We start from the raw sequence: 18,807 nt of genomic DNA, 5'->3' as shown, positions 1-18,807 counted from the left end.
TCAGGCGGCCAGCGTGGCGCCGCCGTCGATCACGATGTCCTGCATGGTGATGTGGCTGGCCAAATCGGAGGCCAGGAACAACACCGCGTTGGCGATCTCATCCGGGCGAGCGATTTTGCCCAGCGGGATCCCCAGCTTGAACATCTCGGGGAAACCGGCGATGGTGCGTTGCTGCGCGTCGTCGGTCTGCCACATGCCGCGCTGCATCGGCGTGTCGGTCGAGCCCGGCGACACCAGATTGCAGCGCACGCCGAACGGCGCCATCTCCAGCCCCACACAGTGGTTCAGGCTGGTCAGCGCCGCCTTGGAGGCGCAGTAGGCCGCCATCTGCGCGCGCGGCACGTGCGCGGCGTTGGAGCCGATGCTGACGATCGCCCCGCTGCGCTGCGCCTTGAAGTGCGGCAGCACGGCGCGAAACAGGTAAAACGCTCCCGAGGCGTTGACGTTGATGCACTGATGCCAGTCATCCACGCTCAGATCTTCGGTATTGCCCATGCGCAGAATGCCGGCGGCGTTGACCAACACGTCCAGTCGCGGGTTCTCCACCAGCTGTTGGCGGCACACCGCCTCCACCTGCTCCGGCCGGCTGATGTCCAGCGTCACGCAAGGGTAAGGCAGATCCGGGTTGGCGAACTCGCGGTCAAATCCCACCACCTCGGCGCCCTGCGTCAAAAAATGCCGGGCGATCTGCTCGCCGATGCCGCGCGCCGCGCCGGTCACCCACACGCGTTTGCCGGTGAAATCCATTTGAATGCTCATGCGCACACCGCCATCCGGGCACGCTGCCGGGTCATGTTGTTGTTCATCGTTGTCTCCTGCGAAAGCGTATGACGCGGCGCGCACTGCGCCGCAAAGAGGCCTACAGCGCGCCGCTGTTCAGGCCGAAAGCGTTGAGCATGGTGCCCAGTTTGGCGGCGGTTTCCATCCACTCGGACTGCGGTGTCGAAGCGGCGACGATGCCCGCGCCGGCGAACAGCCGCACCCGGTTGCCGCGCAGCAGGCCGCTGCGGATGACGATCGCCCACTCGCCGTCGCCGTTGGCGTCACACCAGCCGACGATGCCGCTGAACAGGCCGCGATCGTGCGGTTCCAGATCGGCGATCAGTTGGCGGGCGCTCTCGGTCGGGAAGCCGCACAGCGCCGGCGTCGGATGCAGCAGGCAGGCCAGCTGCATCACGTTGAGATTCGGGTTCAGCAGCTCGCCGCGAATGCGGGTGGACAGGTGCCACATGGTGCCGGTGCTGAGCAGCGACGGGCCGCTGGGCACGCTCAGGCTGGCGCACAATGGCGCCAGGTGGCGGCGAATGTCGTCGATCACCAGCTTGTGTTCGTATTTGTCTTTGGTCGAGCGCATCAGGCGCTCGCTGCCGAGGCGATCCTGCTGCGGATCGTCCTGACGGCGCGCGGAGCCCGCCAGCGGATTGGTGTGGATCTCGCCGCCCTGCTTGCGGATCAGCAGTTCCGGGCTGGCGCCGATCAGCACGCCGCCATCGGCCAGCGGCAGGGAAAAGTGATAACCGGTCGGGTTCTGCACCATCAGGTTATTGAGGATCTGGTGGCCCGCCACCGGCTGCTCCAGCTCAATGTCGAGGATGCGCGACAGCACCGCCTTGTCCAGCTTGCCCTGTTTAAAGCGGCTGACCGCTTCCGCCACCGCATGCTTGAAGCGCGGCTCGTCCGGAATGCTGGTGCAGGCGGCCAGGCGATGTGGCTGTTGCAGCATCGGGCGCGCGGCGCGGGTAAAGCTGTCGTTGGCGACAAACTGGCAGTTTTCAGGCACGTACAGGCTGGAAGGCCGGCGCGTATCGAACGGAATGGCGCCCACCACCACCGGCGTCTCCTGGCCGGCGGCTTTGGCGCGCGCGAGCGCCTGGCGGATATGCTGCGCCAGCGCGCTGCCTTCCTGCTCACCGCCGAACGCCGGCGTCTCGATACGCTCGAACACGCCATCGGCGGAGAGGGAACGGAATTCGGACCGGTACAAAAAGGTCGATTGTTCGGCGTACACAAACCCGGGGAAGGTTTGGTTTTCTGTCGTCAGTGTCGCCACTAGACCACTCCTTTGTTGCGCCTTACCAATGATAATGTTTATGCGAATAATTATCATTAGCCATAAAAGGAGGATAAATTACACCGGATCCCCACCGTGGGTCAATCTCCGATGAATGAATCTTTCCGCCCGCTGCGGCAAATCCGCGTTACGGCAAAGTAAGAAATAACACACTGTTATTATTGTGTTTTAGCAGAAAATAAAAGTCGTGACATCGTCACCTTCACGCCAAAAACGCCCGTTAAACCGGCGGCCGGCGGGGCAATTTGGCGTCAGCGTCTTAAGCAGCGCTAATACAAACGCCTGCCGCTGCATATCCACGGCGACCATGCGCGCATCGAGAAAATCGAAGTAACAGCGCACCTGCGGATAAAGCGCCTTGAACAGGCTCTCTTTGGCGGAAAACGTCAGCGTCAGCAGTTCATTGAACGGCAGCGCCTCGCGCAGCAACGCCTCGCGCTCCGCCGGGGAAACGATCGCCCCCCACAGCTCCTCCGCCCGCACGTCGGAGAGCAGCGTCTCCACATCCAGCCCCACGCCGCCCAGCCCGCTCTCGCGGTGCACGGCGCACAGCGCGGTATCCGAATTATGGCTCAGCGCCCCGGCGATGCCCGGTGGCCACTGCGGCGCGCGATCTTCGCCGCGCGCCAGGGTGAAGTCGGCAAAACCGAGCGGCGCCAACAGTTGCCGCGCCAGAACACGCCCGGCCAGATACTCCGCGCGGCGCTTCGGCACCGCACGCGCCAGATGATCCGGCAGCGCAAAGCCCGCCTCGGGAAAACGCTCGTCACGATACTCCGCCAGCGCAAAATGGCAGCGCGCCACCTGGCCCGGATAGCCATCGGGCGTGAAAAATTCGATATTGCGGATAAAAGTGGGCAACGGCGATATCCATGATAAGCAGGCAGGCTGATGATGTTAGCCCCCGAAACGGCCTGCAACAATGACCCTGGGCAAAATAAATGGCGTTAAGACCGGCACGGCGGCGCGTTAGCCGGGATGGGGAGAGGCCTCTCCCCCGCGCGCGGGAGAGAGGGCGGGCATTACAAGATGCCTTTCATGGTCTTTTCGAAATCGCTCCAGGCGCAGAAACCGTCTTTGTCGATCGGGCAGCCTTTCAGCGCCAGCGTCACCCGCTGCGGCGGGGTTTGCAGCGTCAGCGGCGTCGCCTTGCGCAGCTGTTCGGTGGACTGATAGACGTACTCGATCTTCAGCAATTCACGGTCGTTCTGCGCGTCGCGCCAGCGCTGGAACACCAGTTTGCCGCCGATCGGCGTTTTCTCGTATTGCTGCGGCAGCTGATACGGCTGGAACTGCATGGCCGACAGCAGCGAGGCAATATTGGAATCGTGGCCGACCAGCACCGTCAGCTTCGGCGCGTCCGGTTTGCGCTCGCCGAGCAGCGCGTTGTTGATGTAGGTCAGCAGCGGTTTGGCGACGTTTTGCGCCACCACCGGCGAGGTGAACAGCGAATCCTGATAGCCGTCTTTCAGCTGCGCCAGCTGTTTCCACTGATGCGGGGTGGCAATTTTGCCCCAGGCCACCTCTTTCATCGGGAAACCTTCGTAGTACTGCAGCATAAAGGCGTCCACCAGCGAGTTGCCCACCCGCAGCGGGCCGGAGACGCCCGGCTCTTTGCCCGGCACCGCGCTCATCACGCTGGCTTCTTTGGTCAGGTCGCAGTGTTTATCGGTCTTGCAGGCGGCGGAATCCTTGTAGTCGATGATCTTCGCCAGCTGTTGGTAAGCCGCGTCCAGCTTCAGCGAGCCCAGCGCGGCGTTCATCGCCGCCAGCGCCTGCTGGTTGAAGGCCTCGCTGGTGTCGGTGATGATCGGGTTGAAGGTCGGATCCATCTCGCCCATCTTGTCCTGATGGTGCACGCTGACGTCGCAGCCGGGGAACGCGCCGTTGCTGAAGAACTGCGCGGTGGCCACCGTGCGCTGCAGGCTGTTGGCATAGACGTACACGCTGCCGGCGGTCGGGCAGCCCTCTTGCGGCAACAGGCCCGTCTGCTTCAGCCAGGCGTTGAAGTAGTGCCCCATATACACTTCCAGCACCCCGCCCTTGGTGGTCAGCTGGCCGCCCGGCGTTTCCCAGGCCGGCCAGGCCTTCGGCGTGGACTGCGCCAGCACGCTGCCGTTGTTGGCCAGCGGCGCGCGCAGGTTATGGCGGCTCATGACCAGCACCTGTTCCAACTGATAACCGCCGGCGTCCGCCAGCGCGCTCCCGGTGAATAACAAAGGCAGGCACAGCAATAGCGTTTTTTTTCTCATCCGCAGAGGCTCCCGGAAAATGATTATTTTTAAGGTGTTAGCGTTTGCCCGAGTATGATGGCGGGGTTAGTGTGACAAGTGTGTGACAGGGTTCACGGGAAAGGATCGTAACCGCGGCCACCAGGCGGTGGCCGCGTGGCTTCAACTCAGTACCACAGGCTCATGATCGGCCAGCCGATCAGCAGCAGCGCGGCGATGTACACCACGCCGAGAATACCGCCCAGGCGCCAGTAGTCTTTCGACTTCACGTAGCCGCAGCCGTAGATGATCACCCCCGGGCCGGTGGCGTACGGCGTCAGCACGCCCATGATACCGATCGACAGCACCAGCAGCATCGACAGCTGCTCCATCGGCACACCCGGCAGCCCTTTACCGACCGCCAGGATCACCGGCAGCATGGTGGCGGTGTGCGCCGACAGGCTGGCGAACAGGTAGTGGGCGAAGTAGAACACCAGCACCAGCGCCACCACCGTCATGTTCGGCGAGAAGCCGTCCAGGTGGGTGCTCATGGTCTGGGCGAACCAGTCGATAAAGCCGGATCGCGTCAGGCCGTTGGCCATCACCACCAGCGTCGCCAGGTTAACCAGCGTATTCCAGGCGCTGGAATATTTGGTGATCTCTTTCCACGACACCACGTGCAGCGCCAGCATCAGCGACACCGCCAGCAGACACACCGCGGTGGCGTCCAGCATTTTGCCGCCGAACACCCACAGGCACAGGCTGAGCAGCACCAGGCCGATCAGGGTGTATTCCTTGCGCGTCAGCTTGCCCATTTCCCCCAGCGCGGTATTCGCCCAGGCGGCCACTTCGCTGCTGTGGGTCACGCCCGGTTTGTACAGGTAGTAGGAAATCAGCGGCGCGATGATCAGCAGCAGCAGGCCGACCGGCAGGAACGCCAGGAACCACTGCATCCAGCTGATGTGCACCCCGGCGATCTTGCCGACAAATTCGATGCCCAGCACGTTCGGCGCGGCGCCGGTGACGAACATCGAGGAGCTGATGCTGGTACCGACCACCATCATCCACATCAGGTAACCGCCGATACGGCGCGAGGAGGGATCGTTGGGGAAGGAGTCGAACAGCGGCGGCAGGTTTTTCACCACCGGGAATACCGTGCCGCCGGTGCGCGCGGTGTTGGACGGCGTAAACGGCGCCAGCAGGATATCGATGATCACCACCGCATAGCCCAGCGTCAGCGTGCGCTTGCCCATGAACTTCACCAGGAACAGCGCGATGCGCCGCCCCAGCCCGGTGGCCTCGTAGCCCAGCGCGAAGATAAAGGCGCCGAACACCAGCCAGACGGTGGTGCTGGAGAAGCCCGCCAGCCCCCATTTCAGCGCCTCTTTACCGGCCTTGAAGCCCGGCTCCGCCAGTTCCTGCGCGCCGAACAGCACCCAGTTGGCGCTCAGCACGCTGACGGTCACTGCGATAAAGCTGATGGCGGTGGCCGGGATCGGCTCCAGAATCATGCCGACGATCATCGCCACGAAGATGGCGAAGTAGTGCCAGGCCTGCGGCGGCATGCCGTCGGGAACCGGTATCAATAACAGGATCGCGAGCACCGCCAGCGGCGCTATCGCTTTCCAGATCTTTTCCTGGGTTTGGGACATAGGGACTCTCCTGAAGGCTTGGTTATTATTCTTGGGCACCCAGCTGCGCCAGCAGCCAGGTCACTATCAACAGGTCGGCGCTGCCGCCGGGGCTGAGGTTGCGAGCGATGCAGTCGGCATCGAAGCGCCGCAGGCGCGCCAGACCCGCCTCCCCCTCCGAGCCGCCCTGCGCCAGCAGCAATGCCGCCCGGCGCCGCAGCCAGCGCAGCCCGTGCAGGCCGCCGCGCGAGGCGACGTTGGTGTCGTCGTTGTGGGCCATCAGCCACAGCAGGCTGTCCAGCAGCGCCCGCTGTTCGTCGCCATCGGCGGTCAGCCGTTGCCGATACAGCGGCAGCGCGCCGTCAATGACCAGCCGGAAACCGGCCTCCGCCTCGCCGCGTGCGCCGCTCAACCCGTGCGCGGCGAACAGCCGCTGGCCGGCGGTCTGCCCGGCGTTGTTGCGCCGCAGTTCGCGATCCACCAGCCCCCGGCACATCGCCGCCACCTCGGCGCACAGCGCTTCGGCGCCGATGGCGCGGCCCTGCTGCTGCAGGCGGCCGAAGGCGGTGCACAGCAACCCGAGCGAGAACACGCTGCCCTTGTGAGTGTTAATGCCGCCGGTGGCGCGAAACATCTGGTTTTCGCAGGCCAGGCCGAGCGGCCGCAGCCGCGCCAGCTGCTGCTCTGCCGGCAAAGCGACGTCCTCGCGCCCGCGTTGGATAAAGCGCGGCAGCCACACGCCGATGGCGCGGGCGCTGCGATAGAAGTGCCCGAGATCCATGTCGCGGTGGGCGCCGGTGTTATGGCGATCCACCAGCCCCGGCTTGGGCGTGAGGTTGACCTCCACCAGCAGCGCGCGGAAAGCGGCGCGGGCGAAGTCGCAGGCCGGTTCGGCACGGTGGGCGGGCAGGTTAATCGGCAGAGATCGCATCGTTGAACATCCTTTCCATTTCATGCAGCAGCTGCTCGCTGCTGTGCCGCCGCTGGCGGGCGCAGATCTTGGCCGGTTGGCCGCACAGCAGGCAGCGCCGTTCCGGCAGGCCGATGTCGCGGCGCGACAAAATGCGCCCCTGCGTATCCAGCACGTCGATATCCCACAGCCGGCCGATCGGGCGGCTCACCTCCAGCTGCATGGCGCAGTCCTTCACCCGCTGGGCATCGGCGCGCAGCGCGACAAACCCTTCGCAACCGGTGGCGAGCGCCAGCGCCTCGGCCTGCGGGCTGGGCCAACCCTGTTCGGCGCACAGTCGCAGCAGCGCCGCCCACCCCAGGTTGAAGATGCCGCGCGTCAGCGCGCTGTCCTTCACCGGGCCGGGCACCACCAGCGTCAGCACCAGCAGCGTGCACTCGTGCTGCGCCAGCCACGCCTGCTGCCGCGCCTGGCGGCATTCGCGGCTGGTGAGCAACTCCGGCAGGCTGACCGCGCGTTCGGCGGCCAGTTGGGGATCGAGGGCGGCCATCGCTTACTCCGCCACCTGATGCACCACGTCGATCACCGAGCCGTCGCGGTAGCGCACCACCGCCACCACCTTGTCGGTAAAGGCGATCGGCTGCGGTTCGCCGGTCAGCTGCAGCGCGCGGGCGCGCAGCCAGTCGATGCTCACCACCTCGAGGCCGGCCTCCCGCAGACGCTGCGCCAGCTCCGGCCGCGCCGGGTTGACGGCGATGCCGTGATCGGTCACCAGAATGTCGATGCTGGAGCCCGGCGTGACGCAGGTGGTCACCTGCTCCACCAGCGTCGGGATGCGCCCGCGCACCAACGGCGCAACGATGATCGCCAGCCGCGCGGCGGCGGCGGTGTCGCAGTGGCCGCCGGACGCGCCGCGCAGCACGCCGTCGGAGCCGGTCAGCACGTTAACGTTAAAGCCGGTGTCGATTTCCAGCGCGCTCAGCACCACCACGTCGAGCCGATCAACAGAGGCGCCCTTGGAGCTGAAGTTGGCGTACTGGTTGGCGCTGATTTCGATATGGCGCGGGTTGCGCGCCAGCGAAGTCGCCGCCGCCCGATCGAAGCTCTGCACGTCCAGCAGCTTGCCGATCAGCCCTTTCTCGTGCAGATCCACCATGGTCGAGGTGATGCCGCCGAGGGCGAACGCGGCGCGAATGCCGCGGGCGCGCATCTTGTCCTCCAGGAACCGGGTCACCGCCAGCGAGGCGCCGCCGGTGCCGGTTTGCAGCGAGAAGCCTTCGGTGAAGTAGCCGGAACCGGCGATCACCTCGGCGGCGCGGCGGGCGATCAGCAGCTCGCGCGGGTTCGAGGTCATACGCGTGGCGTCAGCGCCGATCTTGTCGGCGTCGCCCACCCGTTCCAGCTGCACGATCAGATCCACCCGATCCTGCGCCAGGCTGGCGGGATGATGCGGATACGGCACCAGCTGCTCGGTCAGCAGCACCACGGTGCCCGCCGCCTCGGCGTCCACCCGCGCATAGCCGAGCGAGCCGCAGCAGGCTTCACCGCTGTAACCGTTGGCATTGCCGAACTCATCGCAGGCCGGCACGCCGAGGAAGGCCACGTCTATCTTCAGCTCGCCGGATTCGATCAGGTTGACCCGGCCGCCGTGCGAGTGAATTTGCACCGGCTCCGCCAGCAGGCCGCGCGAAACCGCGTCCGCCAGCGGGCCGCGCAGCCCGGAGGTGTAAATGCGGCTCACCACACCGTGGCGGATATGCTCAACCAACGGCGCATGGCAGTCGGTCAGCGAGCTGGACGCCAGCGTCAGGTTGCGGAACCCCATCGCCGCCAGCGTCTCCATCACCTGGTTGAGGGTCAAATCGCCGCCGCGAAACGCATGGTGGAAGGAAATGGTCATGCCGTCCTGCAGCCCGCTGCGGCGCACCGCTTCCTGCAAGGAGTCGCACAGCTTGAGATCGCGCGGTTTGCGCGCCTGCAGATTGGCTTTGGACACGTCCTGATAGCCCGGCAGATCCGCCGGGTTGGCGAAGGTCATCAATCGTTGTTGGCGGTTCATCATGCTTCCTCCCCGTGCTGCGCCGGTTCTTCCCGTAAGCCGGACAGCGCGGCGCGCTCCAGCACCAGCCGGGCGCGTTCAATCACCGGGCTGTCGACCATTTTTCCGTTGAGCGACACCACGCCGCGCCCTTCCCGCTCCGCCGCTTCGGCGGCGTCCACCACCCGCTGCGCGTGCGCCACCTCTTTGGCGGTCGGCGCGTACAGGTTGTGCAGCAGCTCAATCTGGCGCGGGTTGATCAGCGATTTGCCGTCGAAGCCGAGCTGTTTGATCAGCGCCGCTTCCTGCAGGAAGCCGGCCTCGTTATTGGCGTCGGAGTAGACGGTGTCGAACGCCTGAATGCCGGCGGCGCGCGCCGCCTGCAGCAGCGAACAACGAGCGAACAGCAGCTCGATGCCCTCCGGCGAGCGTTCGGTGCGCAGGTTGCGCACGTAGTCTTCCGCCCCCAGCGCGATGCCGATAAGCCGCGGCGAAGCATGCGCGATCGCCACCGCGTTGGTGATGCCCTGCGCCGATTCGATCGCCGCCAGCAGCCCGGTGCTGCCGACAGGCCGGCCGCAGGCCGCTTCGATGGCGGCAATCTCGCGTTCCATGTCGACAACGTCCTGCGCGCTGTCGGTCTTCGGCAGGCGCACGATGTCCGCGCCGCCGCGCACCACCGCCTGCAGGTCTGCCAGGCCGTAGGCGGAGTCGAGCGCATTGACGCGCACGATGGTTTCCACCTCCTGGTACAGCGGGTGCTGCAGCGCGTGGTACACCAGCCGGCGCGCCGCGTCTTTTTCACGCAGGATCACCGAGTCTTCCAGATCGAACATCAGCGCATCGGCCTGGTAGATAAAGGCGTTGCTGACCATCGCCGCGTTGGCGCCGGGGACGAACAACATGCTGCGGCGCAGCCGGGTTTTATTCAGCGTTTTCATCTTTCGCCTCCCACGGCAGCTGGCCGCCCTCGCAGGCGCGCATCAGCGCGGTTTCCAGCCGGGCGCGCAGCACGCAGTCCAGCGCCCCCTTGTCGTCGACGATCACCTGCACCGGCTCCACCTCATAGCGCTGCAGCACCTCCAGCAGGGTGTGGCGGATCGCCGCGCCGAACTGTTTTTCCACGCTGCTGGCGATCAACAGATCGTGCTGCGGCCCCTCGGCGGGCGCGATGCGCACCATGACATCGCTGGATTCCAGCGTGCCGGCCATTGCTTCTCGGATAATTTTCATCATTCACCTGATTGTGCGGACTCAAAAGGATGCGGGGCCGCCTTGGCCCGGCGCTGCGTTTGCAGATCCTGCAGGTAGTACAGGGTGTCCGGCGGCACCAGCGGCGCGGCGGCGTGGAAGTCCCCCGCCGCCAGCAGCTTGCGCACCCAGGAGGCGGAGATCGCCGTGCCCTGATATTGCAAACGCTCGATTTCCACCAGCGCGATCGGCGGACTGGGCAGCGCCGGCGTTTCCAGCCAGTAGCGCATGTCGCGGTTATATTTCGCGGTCACCGCGCAAAACGGCTCGTTGCCGACGAAGCGGTGGGTAATGCCCAGCGCGGGCGCCAGATACTGGCGGAAGATCTTCAGATCGATTTCGGTGTAACAGTCGTCGGCCACGCCCTGATCCTTGATGAAGTAACAGGGAAAGGTGGCGCGCGAGATCACGTACTGCGAGCCTTCGTGTACCGTGAGGTTGGGGATATCGGCGGTGCCGGCCAGCACCAGCCGGCGGCGGTCTTCATAGCTGAAGCGCGAGGTGTTTTCCTTCACTAAAAACAGGTGCAGCCAGTCGCAGCGTTTGGCCGCCTGACGCACCAGATACTGATGCCCGCGGGTGAAGGGGTTGGCGTTCATCACGATGCTGCCGATGGTGTCGCCCGGCCGGCGCTGGCTCGCCAGCTGGGCGGCGTAGCGCTTCAGGCGGCACGGGCTGTTTTCCATCAGCACCACGATGCCCGGCACGGTGGCGATCGGGTAGAAACCGCACTGGCGGAACAGCGGCTCGTTCTGCACCTTGGTGTAGATAAACAGCTGAGTGTGGTGGCGCTCGTAGGCCAGGTTCACCAGCTCGGTCGCCAGCGCCAGCGCCAACCCTTCGCCGCGCATCAGCGGGCTGATGGCGACGCATTTGATAATATTGTCGGCGATGCCGCCGCAGGCGACCAATTTGTCGTGCTGGGTAACGGTAATAAATATTTCAACCGTGGTGTCGATATTCAGATCGTTACTGCGCAAGAAGGCGCTTATTTCCGAAATCGCTTTATGATCCGATCGCTTTACCCGATTAAATACGGCATCGCCTAACATAACACGCTCTCTGGGTTAACTGACAAACAACAAATTAAATACAAAAAGGCATTTTAATTAACATCAACAAGGGTAATTAAAACCTTAAAAACCATGGAGATAAACGCCGTTTCGCGTTCGATAAATCAATGGTAAACAGAAAAAAAACGCCGATTATTGACCTATTTCACAAACCGATTCCGGTTAATAAGTTATTTAATGTTCTTTATTTGCTTAATTAATCTTATGGTGTTTATTATTGAGATAATCTTTATTTAGCGCCGCAATTTACTTACATTCATTTAGCATCTTGATTGCAATAGTAGGTTTCATTATGGAATGGCTGAACATCCTGATCGTTGAAGACGAAACGCCGCTGGCGGAAATGCACGCGGAGTTTATCCGCCAGAACGGCGGCTGCCGCCAGATTTGGCTGGCCGGCACCCTGGCGCAGGCGCGCGCCATGACCGAGCGCTTCAAGCCGGACCTGATCCTGCTGGACAACTTTCTGCCCGACGGCCAGGGCATCACCCTGCTGCGCGAACTGACGCTGAGCGGGTATCGCGGCGGCATCGTGTTCATCACCGCCGCCAGCGACATGGCCACCGTGGCCGAGGCGTTGCGTTACGGCGTGTTCGACTACCTGATCAAACCGCTGGCCTATGACCGGCTGAGCCAGACCCTGCAGCGCTTCAGCCAGCGCCGCGAAGCGCTGAAGGACAAAGCGCGCCTCAACCAGCGCCGCATCGACGAGATGTTCAACACCTACGCCCGCGGCGAACAGCAGGCGGCGCTGCCCGCCGGCATCGACGAGCTGACGCTGGGCAAGGTCCGCGCGCTGTTTGCCGAACCCGCCGCGCGCCACACCGCTGAAAGCGTTGCGCAAAAAATGGGGCTCAGCCGCACCACCGCGCGCCGTTATCTGGAGTTTTGCACCGCCGCGCAGCAGCTGCGCGCCGAGATCATTTACGGCAAGGTCGGCCGCCCACAGCGGATCTACCGCGCCGGCGAACCGCATTAACGGTTATTTGATCGCCCTTGCAAGGTTGCGTGTAACCGCTTTACTTTTTATGCGCCGGTCAGCATCTTGGTGAACATCACCTAGCCGACTGGACGATCGCCGATGCCCGCTGCGCCCCTTGCTTCCCTGACCGAGATCCTCGCCCGCCGTGACTGGCAAACCCCGGCCTGCACCCACTCCCGCCGGCTGGACGCCCACCCGCCGTTCGCCAGCTGGCGCACGGTGGAAGACGCGCGCGACGATGCCCCCAGCGCCAGCCGCAGGTCGCTGAACGGCGAGTGGCGCTTCAGCTATTTCCCGCGCCCAGAGGCGGCGCCGGAAGGCTGGCTGCAGCAGGATCTGCCGGACGCCGCCCCGCTGGCAGTGCCGGGCAACTGGCAGCTCGCCGGCTACGATGCGCCGATCTATACCAACGTGCGCTACCCGTTCCCGGTCGATCCGCCGCGCGTGCCGGAAGACAACCCAACCGGCTGCTACTCGCGCACCTTCAGCGTCGATCCGGCCTGGCTGGCCGCCGGCCAGACGCGCGTCATCTTCGACGGCGTCAACTCGGCATTCTATTTGTGGTGCAACGGCCACTGGGTGGGCTATTCGCAGGACAGCCGCCTGCCGGCGGAGTTCGATCTCAGCCCGTGGCTGCAGCCGGGAGAAAACCGGCTGGCGGTGATGGTGCTGCGCTGGTGCGACGGCAGCTATCTCGAAGATCAGGACATGTGGCGTATGAGCGGCATCTTCCGCGACGTCAGCCTACTGCACAAACCCGCCGCGCACCTGAGCGATGTGCACATCACCACGCCGCTGCATGACCGCTTTACCCGCGGCGAACTGGTGGTGACGGCGCGCGCCAGCCGGCCCGGCCCGCTGCAGGTGCAGGTTCAGCTGTGGCGCGATGGCGCGCGGGTGGCCGAACGCACCCAGCCGCTCGGCAGCGAGATCGTGGACGAGCGCGGCGCCTATGACGATCGCGTCACGCTGCGCCTGCCGGTAGAACGCCCGGCGCTGTGGAGCGCCGAAACGCCCGCGCTGTATCGCGCCACCGTCACCCTGCTCTCACCCGAGGGGGAGGTCATCGAGGTGGAGGCCTATGACGTCGGCTTCCGCCAGGTAGAAATCAGCGGCGGGTTGCTGAAGCTCAACGGGCAGCCGCTGCTGATCCGCGGCGTTAACCGCCACGAGCATCACCCGCGCCACGGCCAGGTGATGGACGAGGCGACGATGCGCCACGACATCCTGTTGATGAAACAGCACAACTTCAACGCAGTGCGCTGCTCGCATTACCCCAATCACCCGCTGTGGTACCGGCTGTGCGACCGTTACGGGCTGTACGTGGTGGACGAAGCCAATATCGAGACCCACGGCATGCAGCCGATGAACCGGTTGGCTGACGATCCGCTGTGGCTGCCGGCGATGAGCGAGCGCGTCACCCGCATGGTGCAGCGCGATCGCAACCACCCTTGCATCATTATCTGGTCGCTGGGCAACGAGTCCGGCCACGGCGTGAACCACGACGCGCTGTACCGCTGGGTGAAAAGCCAGGATCCGACCCGCCCGGTGCAATATGAAGGCGGCGGCGCCGACACCGCCGCTACCGACATCATCTGCCCGATGTATGCCAGAGTGGATCAGGATCAGCCGTTCCCGGCGGTGCCCAAATGGGCGCTCGGCAAGTGGATCGGCCTGCCGGAGGAACAGCGCCCGCTGATCCTGTGCGAATACGCCCATGCGATGGGCAACAGTTTCGGCGGTTTCGAGCGTTACTGGCGCGCGTTCCACCATTACCCGCGCCTGCAGGGCGGCTTTGTCTGGGACTGGGTCGATCAGGCGCTGATCAAACGCGACGAGCACGGCCAAGAGTTCTGGGCCTACGGCGGCGACTTCGGCGACACCCCCAACGATCGCCAGTTCTGCCTGAACGGGCTGGTGTTCGCGGATCGCACCCCTCACCCGGCGCTGTTCGAAGCGCAGCGGGCGCAGCAGCTGTTCCGCTTCGCCTTCGACGCCGCCTCGCTGACGCTGACCGTCACCAGCGATTACCTGTTCCGCCACACCGACAACGAGCAGCTCAACTGGCGGCTGGAGCTGGACGGCGTGGAGCGCGCCAGCGGCAGCTTCGATCTGGCGCTGCCGCCGCAGGGCAGCGCTAGCTTCACCCTGCTCGATCGCCTGCCGATGCTGCATCGGCCCGGCGAGCTGTGGCTGAACGTGGAGGTGGTGCAACCGCAGGCCACCGACTGGTCCGAAGCGCACCACCGCTGTGCCTGGGAGCAGTGGCGAGTGCCGCGCGCGCTGCATCCCGCGCCGCCGCCGGCGCAGGGCGTGCCGCCCACGCTGACTGAAGACGATCAGGGGCTGACGCTCACCCACGGCGACCAGCGCTGGCGCTTCGAGCGCAGCAGCGGCCATCTGACGCAGTGGTGGCAGAATGAGCAGCCGCAGCTGCTGACGCCGCTGCGCGACGGCTTTGCGCGCGCGCCGATCGATAACGACATCGGCGTCAGCGAAGCGGACCATATCGATCCCAACGCCTGGGTCGAACGCTGGAAGCTAGCGGGCCTGTACCGGCTGGAGGAGCGCTGCACGCGGCTGCAGGCCGATGCGCTGCAAAACGGCGTGCGGGTGGTGAGCGAACACCAGTTCGGCGTAGACGAGCAGATTTTACTGCTCAGCCGCAAACAGTGGCTGTTCGATGCGCTGGGCGCGGTGAACGTGAGCGTGGAGGTCGAGGTGGCCGACGCCCTGCCGCCGCCGGCGCGCATCGGCCTGCACTGCCAACTGGCAACGCTGCAGCCGCAGGCGGAATGGCTGGGCCTGGGCCCGCACGAGAACTACCCGGATCGCCGCCTGGCCGCGCAGCACGGGCGCTGGCGCCTGCCGCTGGCAGATCTGCACACGCCGTATATTTTCCCCGGCGAGAACGGCCTGCGCTGCGACACCCGCAGCCTGCGCTACGGCGGCTGGCGCATCGACGGCCGCTTCCACTTCTCACTCAGCCGCTACGGCCTGCAACAGCTGATGGCCTGCAGCCACCAGCACCTGCTGCAGCCGGAAGCAGGCACCTGGCTGCATCTGGACGGCTTCCACATGGGGGTGGGCGGCGACGATTCCTGGAGCCCGAGCGTGCACCGGGATTACCTGCTCACCACCGGCGTTTACCGCTATCAGCTGCGCCTGCAGCGGGCGCCCGAGGGCTAAATCTGCCAAAAAACTCAACGGGTTGCGCATTCTGTAAGCAAACAGTCACAGAATGTGTAATCCGCCTTTGACATGCCGACGGCGCCTCGCTATTATTCGCCCCGTTCACACGATTCCTCTGTAGTTCAGTCGGTAGAACGGCGGACTGTTAATCCGTATGTCACTGGTTCGAGTCCAGTCAGAGGAGCCATATTTAGAGAAGCCCGCTCAGGGAAACCTGAGCGGGCTTTTTGCTGTTGGGCGGATCATAATCGGCGATCCCCTGCACTCTCCCTACCCCAAACCGTTCAGCCATCCGTTGAACGGGTAAGTTTCTCCCACTGTTCAATTTCCTTGCCTAACGCCTCGAGCTTTTGCCGCACCAAACTTAATGCGTCACTGCCTAACAACAGATGCGTGGGTGGGTTCCCGCTCTCGATCAATGCCAGCATGGCGTGAGCCGCCTTCACGGGATCGCCGAGTTGCTTGCCGCTTTTTTCCTGACGCGCCTGACGAACAGGTTCAAATAACGCGTCATAGTCAGGGAGACGGCGAGGGCTGCGTACCATTGAACGCCCGGCCCAGTCCGTCCGAAACGAGCCCGGCGCCACGGCGGTCACGTGTAGGTTGAACGGGGCAAGCTCTTTACTTAAGGTTTCTGATATCCCTTCCAGTGCAAATTTGCTGCCGCAGTAATAGCTGATACCGGGCAAGGTAATGAAACTGCCCATTGAGGTGATATTGATAATGTGGCCGCGACGGCGCTGGCGCATGCCCGGCAGCACGGCTTTGATCATCGCCACCGCGCCAAACACATTCACGTCAAACTGGCGGCGCAGCTCTGCAAGCGGGGATTCTTCCAGAATGCCTTCGTGGCCGTAACCGGCATTGTTCACCAGCACATCTATTGGACCGACGGCGGACTCAATCTCTCCAACCACCTCATCAATACGTTCAACGTCCGTGACATCAAGCAGATAGCCAAAAGCCCGCTGCGTATCGAGCGCACCGAAAGCCTGCAGCGCTTCGCTGTTGCGCACCGTCCCTATAACCCGATGCCCCACGGCGAGGGCTTCCCGCGCCAGCGCCTGGCCAAAGCCACTGCTGACGCCGGTAATTAAAATCGTTTTTGCAGATGCCATAAAAAGAACTCCCATGAACCATGAAGGTTGCATGGTATTCTCTGTTCTGCCGCATTTTTAGGCCGTATCTTCTCTTTTTCTTGCCTGATTTTATGAGGTGGTGGGATGTCCGACATGATTGCCCTGATGAATAGACTTGCGGTGCAAGAGGGATACAACCTCACTGCCCTGCCTGATGTGCGAATTTTGCGCTCCGATCGCCCGCTTGCCAGAACGCCGGTGCTTTACGATCCGGGGATCGTGATCGTCTGCCAGGGCAGCAAACGCGGCTATTTCGGTCAACAGACCTATTTATATGATGAGCAGCACTACCTGGCGGTTTCGGTGCCGGTGCCGTTTGTGATGGAAACCGACGCGTCGGCAGCACATCCGCTGCTGGCGATTTATATGCATCTGGATTTTCAGCTTGCTGCGGAACTGATGTTGCAGATTGAACAGCATGGCGCCCCGCATCCTCCCGTCGCGCCGCAAAGCATGATGTCGAGCCCCATGGACGGCGCGATAAAAATGGCCGTACTTCGCTTACTTGAAGTCCTGGCTAACCCGCTTGAGGCGGCAATCCTCGGCCCGGCGCGGGTGCGAGAGCTTTATTTTCGCGTGCTGACAGGCGCACAGGGCAACGCAATGCGTGCCGCGCTGGCCTTGCAGGGCCAGTTTGGCAAAATCGGTAAAGCACTGCAGCACATCCATGCCGCTTACGCGGAGCCGTTAACGCTGACGCAGCTGGCGATGAGGGCCGGCATGAGCGTGCCGACCTTTCATAGCCATTTCAAGGCGATAACGCAGATGCCGCCAATGCAGTATGTGAAATCGGTACGCCTGCACCAGGCACGGATGCTGATGGTGCGCCAACAAATCACCGCCGCCGCCGCGAGTTACGCCGTTGGCTATGAAAGCCCATCGCAATTTAATCGCGAATTCAAACGTCTGTTTGGCCTGCCACCGGCAGAGGAGATAAAACGCATGCAGCGTCACTTCGCCATTCCGCCCGCGCAGCCTGCGTCGGTATTTGTTTCATCGCACTGAGGCTTATTTGGTCAGGCGAACGATAGTTCGCTATGAGCGAAATGCAGACTTCGGCGTCAGCAAAATTACGTTCAGTGGACAACGCTATATGATATAATTTTATCATGCTGAATCGGCGGATAATTCGGTAGAGTAGTACTAAGTATGCGTTACGTTGCTATTAAGAATGAGACAGTAAATTGAAAACAAAACAGTCAAAAATCCCCAAATCAATTTATAGGCCCATGCATGACGACGAGTTTGACCTCTGGGGGGGCCTCTCTTTAAATGACTATGTTGAAGACCTGATGGCAAATCATCGGTACAGTCGTAAAAAAGCCCAGATAGAGGCGTCGAAATCATTTAAAGCAGCCTTGCCAGCGGGTATCAATACTCAAAATAACCATTTTAGAACTTATGAACATGACAGTCAGGCTGCGGGATATCTGTGGTTCAGCCTGGAAGATAACTCAGCCTTTTTGTCAGATATAATGCTTCTCCCAGAATTTCAGGGTAAGGGAATGGGTCGGGATTTTATCCGTGCATTCCTGAATGAGCTGACTCAACAGGGCGCATATGAGGTGGAACTCAGAGTGTCACCGGACAATCAAAGGGCTTTGAAATTATATAAAGAGTTTGGTTTTCGGATAACTGGTTTTGATATGAGTCTTTTGCTAGGATCCGACTGATCAGCAATCCGTTAATCATAATTTTGGAGACAATCTCGGGTAATATCAACTATCGATAGGCAATCTACCACTATATATCCTCACATCATCAATGTCCGTTTCTGGCACGCAACGGACAGGCTACGTGGTCATTGGGCCTGCTTTGAGCGAGTAGCGGGTACTGAAAGGGCTATTATCGGGCTAACCGAGCATATCGAAGCCCGATTTTTGAAAATCTCTATAGACTTCTGGATTGTTGAAGGCTGGAAATTTGGCTTTATGGGCTGCTGACTTTATCGCTTCGCAATAGGCTGTATTGCCATTGCTGGTTGATACGTTTAAAGCCGTGCCATCCTGAGCAAATTCAATATGCAACCTGCATTTTTTCCCCTTCCAGTTTTGCGGCTCATCAAGTTCAGCATTTATTGCCGCCCTGATTGCCCTCGCTTGCACGCCCCATTCATCCTGATCATCCCAACGTCCTGAACTGCAACTACCCGTTGCCGTGGTCTTATGACAGCCGGAAGGATGTAACGGTGCGCAACCCGCAGTAAGACTAGCCAAAATGGCCAGCATAACGATTTTCTTTACTGTTTCAGGCGAGCCCACTTTTTGCCCCTCAACCCATTTAAACTCAGCAATATAGGCCTATTCTTCC

Annotated in this window: 17 protein-coding genes and 1 tRNA gene; 5 read left to right on the top strand and 13 right to left on the bottom strand. The window is 62.5% G+C overall.

All coding sequences use genetic code 11. The annotated features are described in order from the left end of the window. From dhbA to citC, 11 genes are all read right to left on the bottom strand, one after another. The gene (gene dhbA / locus ACUXAC_RS03230) at positions 1-759 is read right to left on the bottom strand and encodes a 2,3-dihydro-2,3-dihydroxybenzoate dehydrogenase (RefSeq protein WP_197786280.1); all 759 of its coding nucleotides are present in this window, start codon (positions 757-759) and stop codon (positions 1-3) included. A gap of 100 nt (positions 760-859) precedes the next feature. Further along, positions 860-2,050, bottom strand: coding sequence for an isochorismate synthase (locus ACUXAC_RS03225; RefSeq protein ID WP_043147656.1), 1,191 nt, complete (start codon positions 2,048-2,050; stop codon positions 860-862). A 189-nt stretch (positions 2,051-2,239) separates the two neighbouring features. After that, positions 2,240-2,932: a 4'-phosphopantetheinyl transferase family protein gene (locus tag ACUXAC_RS03220; RefSeq protein ID WP_387441638.1), complete on the bottom strand. Its 693-nt coding sequence runs from the start codon at positions 2,930-2,932 to the stop codon at positions 2,240-2,242. A gap of 161 nt (positions 2,933-3,093) precedes the next feature. Beyond that, positions 3,094-4,323, bottom strand: coding sequence for a bifunctional glucose-1-phosphatase/inositol phosphatase (agp, locus tag ACUXAC_RS03215; protein ID WP_387441640.1), 1,230 nt, complete (start codon positions 4,321-4,323; stop codon positions 3,094-3,096). 146 nt (positions 4,324-4,469) lie between these two features. Then, positions 4,470-5,933: an anion permease gene (locus ACUXAC_RS03210; RefSeq protein WP_084827444.1), complete on the bottom strand. Its 1,464-nt coding sequence runs from the start codon at positions 5,931-5,933 to the stop codon at positions 4,470-4,472. Positions 5,934-5,958: 25 nt separating this feature from the next. Then, positions 5,959-6,843, bottom strand: coding sequence for a triphosphoribosyl-dephospho-CoA synthase CitG (gene citG / locus ACUXAC_RS03205; RefSeq protein ID WP_387441642.1), 885 nt, complete (start codon positions 6,841-6,843; stop codon positions 5,959-5,961). Then, positions 6,824-7,372: a citrate lyase holo-[acyl-carrier protein] synthase gene (gene citX / locus ACUXAC_RS03200; RefSeq protein ID WP_102984409.1), complete on the bottom strand. Its 549-nt coding sequence runs from the start codon at positions 7,370-7,372 to the stop codon at positions 6,824-6,826. Before citX ends, citG begins: the two co-directional genes overlap by 20 nt. 3 nt (positions 7,373-7,375) lie before the next feature. Further along, positions 7,376-8,881: a citrate lyase subunit alpha gene (gene citF, locus ACUXAC_RS03195; protein WP_004940815.1), complete on the bottom strand. Its 1,506-nt coding sequence runs from the start codon at positions 8,879-8,881 to the stop codon at positions 7,376-7,378. Next, a complete protein-coding gene (gene citE / locus ACUXAC_RS03190; protein WP_016927085.1) occupies positions 8,881-9,801 on the bottom strand; it encodes a citrate (pro-3S)-lyase subunit beta in 921 nt (306 codons plus the stop codon). The genes citF and citE overlap by 1 nt, the downstream gene beginning before the upstream one ends. Then, positions 9,785-10,093, bottom strand: a complete 309-nt coding sequence (gene citD / locus ACUXAC_RS03185; RefSeq protein WP_019452464.1) for a citrate lyase acyl carrier protein — start codon at positions 10,091-10,093, stop codon at positions 9,785-9,787. Before citD ends, citE begins: the two co-directional genes overlap by 17 nt. Beyond that, entirely contained in the window at positions 10,093-11,163 is a 1,071-nt protein-coding gene (gene citC, locus ACUXAC_RS03180; protein WP_004940809.1) for a [citrate (pro-3S)-lyase] ligase, read from the bottom strand. The genes citD and citC overlap by 1 nt, the downstream gene beginning before the upstream one ends. Before the next feature lie 313 nt (positions 11,164-11,476). On the opposite strand from citC, the gene dpiA reads away from it, so the two are divergent. From dpiA to ACUXAC_RS03165, 3 genes are all read left to right on the top strand, one after another. Further along, complete coding sequence (dpiA, locus tag ACUXAC_RS03175; RefSeq protein WP_021505854.1) at positions 11,477-12,163, top strand: two-component response regulator DpiA; 687 nt, start codon at positions 11,477-11,479, stop codon at positions 12,161-12,163. Between the two features lie 102 nt (positions 12,164-12,265). Continuing rightward, the gene (locus ACUXAC_RS03170) at positions 12,266-15,355 is read left to right on the top strand and encodes a beta-galactosidase (protein ID WP_454266472.1); all 3,090 of its coding nucleotides are present in this window, start codon (positions 12,266-12,268) and stop codon (positions 15,353-15,355) included. Positions 15,356-15,469: 114 nt separating this feature from the next. Then, positions 15,470-15,545, top strand: a tRNA-Asn gene (locus ACUXAC_RS03165). A gap of 97 nt (positions 15,546-15,642) precedes the next feature. On the opposite strand, the gene ACUXAC_RS03160 is transcribed toward ACUXAC_RS03165, so the two are convergent. Continuing rightward, entirely contained in the window at positions 15,643-16,476 is an 834-nt protein-coding gene (locus tag ACUXAC_RS03160) for an oxidoreductase (RefSeq protein WP_421115105.1), read from the bottom strand. A 105-nt stretch (positions 16,477-16,581) separates the two neighbouring features. Here ACUXAC_RS03160 and ACUXAC_RS03155 point away from each other — a divergent pair, with 105 nt between their 5' ends. Together ACUXAC_RS03155 and ACUXAC_RS03150 are read left to right on the top strand one after the other, a co-directional pair. Then, entirely contained in the window at positions 16,582-17,502 is a 921-nt protein-coding gene (locus ACUXAC_RS03155; RefSeq protein ID WP_421115075.1) for an AraC family transcriptional regulator, read from the top strand. 179 nt (positions 17,503-17,681) lie between these two features. Beyond that, the gene (locus ACUXAC_RS03150) at positions 17,682-18,170 is read left to right on the top strand and encodes a GNAT family N-acetyltransferase (protein ID WP_100396976.1); all 489 of its coding nucleotides are present in this window, start codon (positions 17,682-17,684) and stop codon (positions 18,168-18,170) included. Between the two features lie 180 nt (positions 18,171-18,350). On the opposite strand, the gene ACUXAC_RS03145 is transcribed toward ACUXAC_RS03150, so the two are convergent. After that, positions 18,351-18,725 carry a cell envelope integrity TolA C-terminal domain-containing protein gene (locus ACUXAC_RS03145; protein ID WP_421115074.1) on the bottom strand — a complete coding sequence of 125 codons (375 nt, stop codon included), beginning with the start codon at positions 18,723-18,725 and terminating at the stop codon, positions 18,351-18,353. Positions 18,726-18,807: the final 82 nt, after the last annotated feature.

The organism is Serratia sp. 121840015-1 (assembly GCF_053627655.1).
Note: the sequence above shows the minus strand (reverse complement) of the source record. Positions and strands in the feature narration are given on the sequence as shown.

Bases quoted from the DNA above. Each gene is read 5' to 3' on its own strand.
- dhbA (WP_197786280.1), bottom strand. From the start codon at position 759: ATGAGCATTCAAATGGATTTCACCGGCAAACGCGTGTGGGTGACCGGC.
- agp (WP_387441640.1), bottom strand. From the start codon at position 4,323: ATGAGAAAAAAAACGCTATTGCTGTGCCTGCCTTTGTTATTCACCGGG.
- ACUXAC_RS03210 (WP_084827444.1), bottom strand. From the start codon at position 5,933: ATGTCCCAAACCCAGGAAAAGATCTGGAAAGCGATAGCGCCGCTGGCG.
- citG (WP_387441642.1), bottom strand. From the start codon at position 6,843: ATGCGATCTCTGCCGATTAACCTGCCCGCCCACCGTGCCGAACCGGCC.
- citX (WP_102984409.1), bottom strand. From the start codon at position 7,372: ATGGCCGCCCTCGATCCCCAACTGGCCGCCGAACGCGCGGTCAGCCTG.
- citF (WP_004940815.1), bottom strand. From the start codon at position 8,881: ATGAACCGCCAACAACGATTGATGACCTTCGCCAACCCGGCGGATCTG.
- citE (WP_016927085.1), bottom strand. From the start codon at position 9,801: ATGAAAACGCTGAATAAAACCCGGCTGCGCCGCAGCATGTTGTTCGTC.
- citD (WP_019452464.1), bottom strand. From the start codon at position 10,093: ATGAAAATTATCCGAGAAGCAATGGCCGGCACGCTGGAATCCAGCGAT.
- citC (WP_004940809.1), bottom strand. From the start codon at position 11,163: ATGTTAGGCGATGCCGTATTTAATCGGGTAAAGCGATCGGATCATAAA.
- dpiA (WP_021505854.1), top strand. From the start codon at position 11,477: ATGGAATGGCTGAACATCCTGATCGTTGAAGACGAAACGCCGCTGGCG.
- ACUXAC_RS03170 (WP_454266472.1), top strand. From the start codon at position 12,266: ATGCCCGCTGCGCCCCTTGCTTCCCTGACCGAGATCCTCGCCCGCCGT.
- ACUXAC_RS03160 (WP_421115105.1), bottom strand. From the start codon at position 16,476: ATGGCATCTGCAAAAACGATTTTAATTACCGGCGTCAGCAGTGGCTTT.
- ACUXAC_RS03155 (WP_421115075.1), top strand. From the start codon at position 16,582: ATGTCCGACATGATTGCCCTGATGAATAGACTTGCGGTGCAAGAGGGA.
- ACUXAC_RS03145 (WP_421115074.1), bottom strand. From the start codon at position 18,725: ATGCTGGCCATTTTGGCTAGTCTTACTGCGGGTTGCGCACCGTTACAT.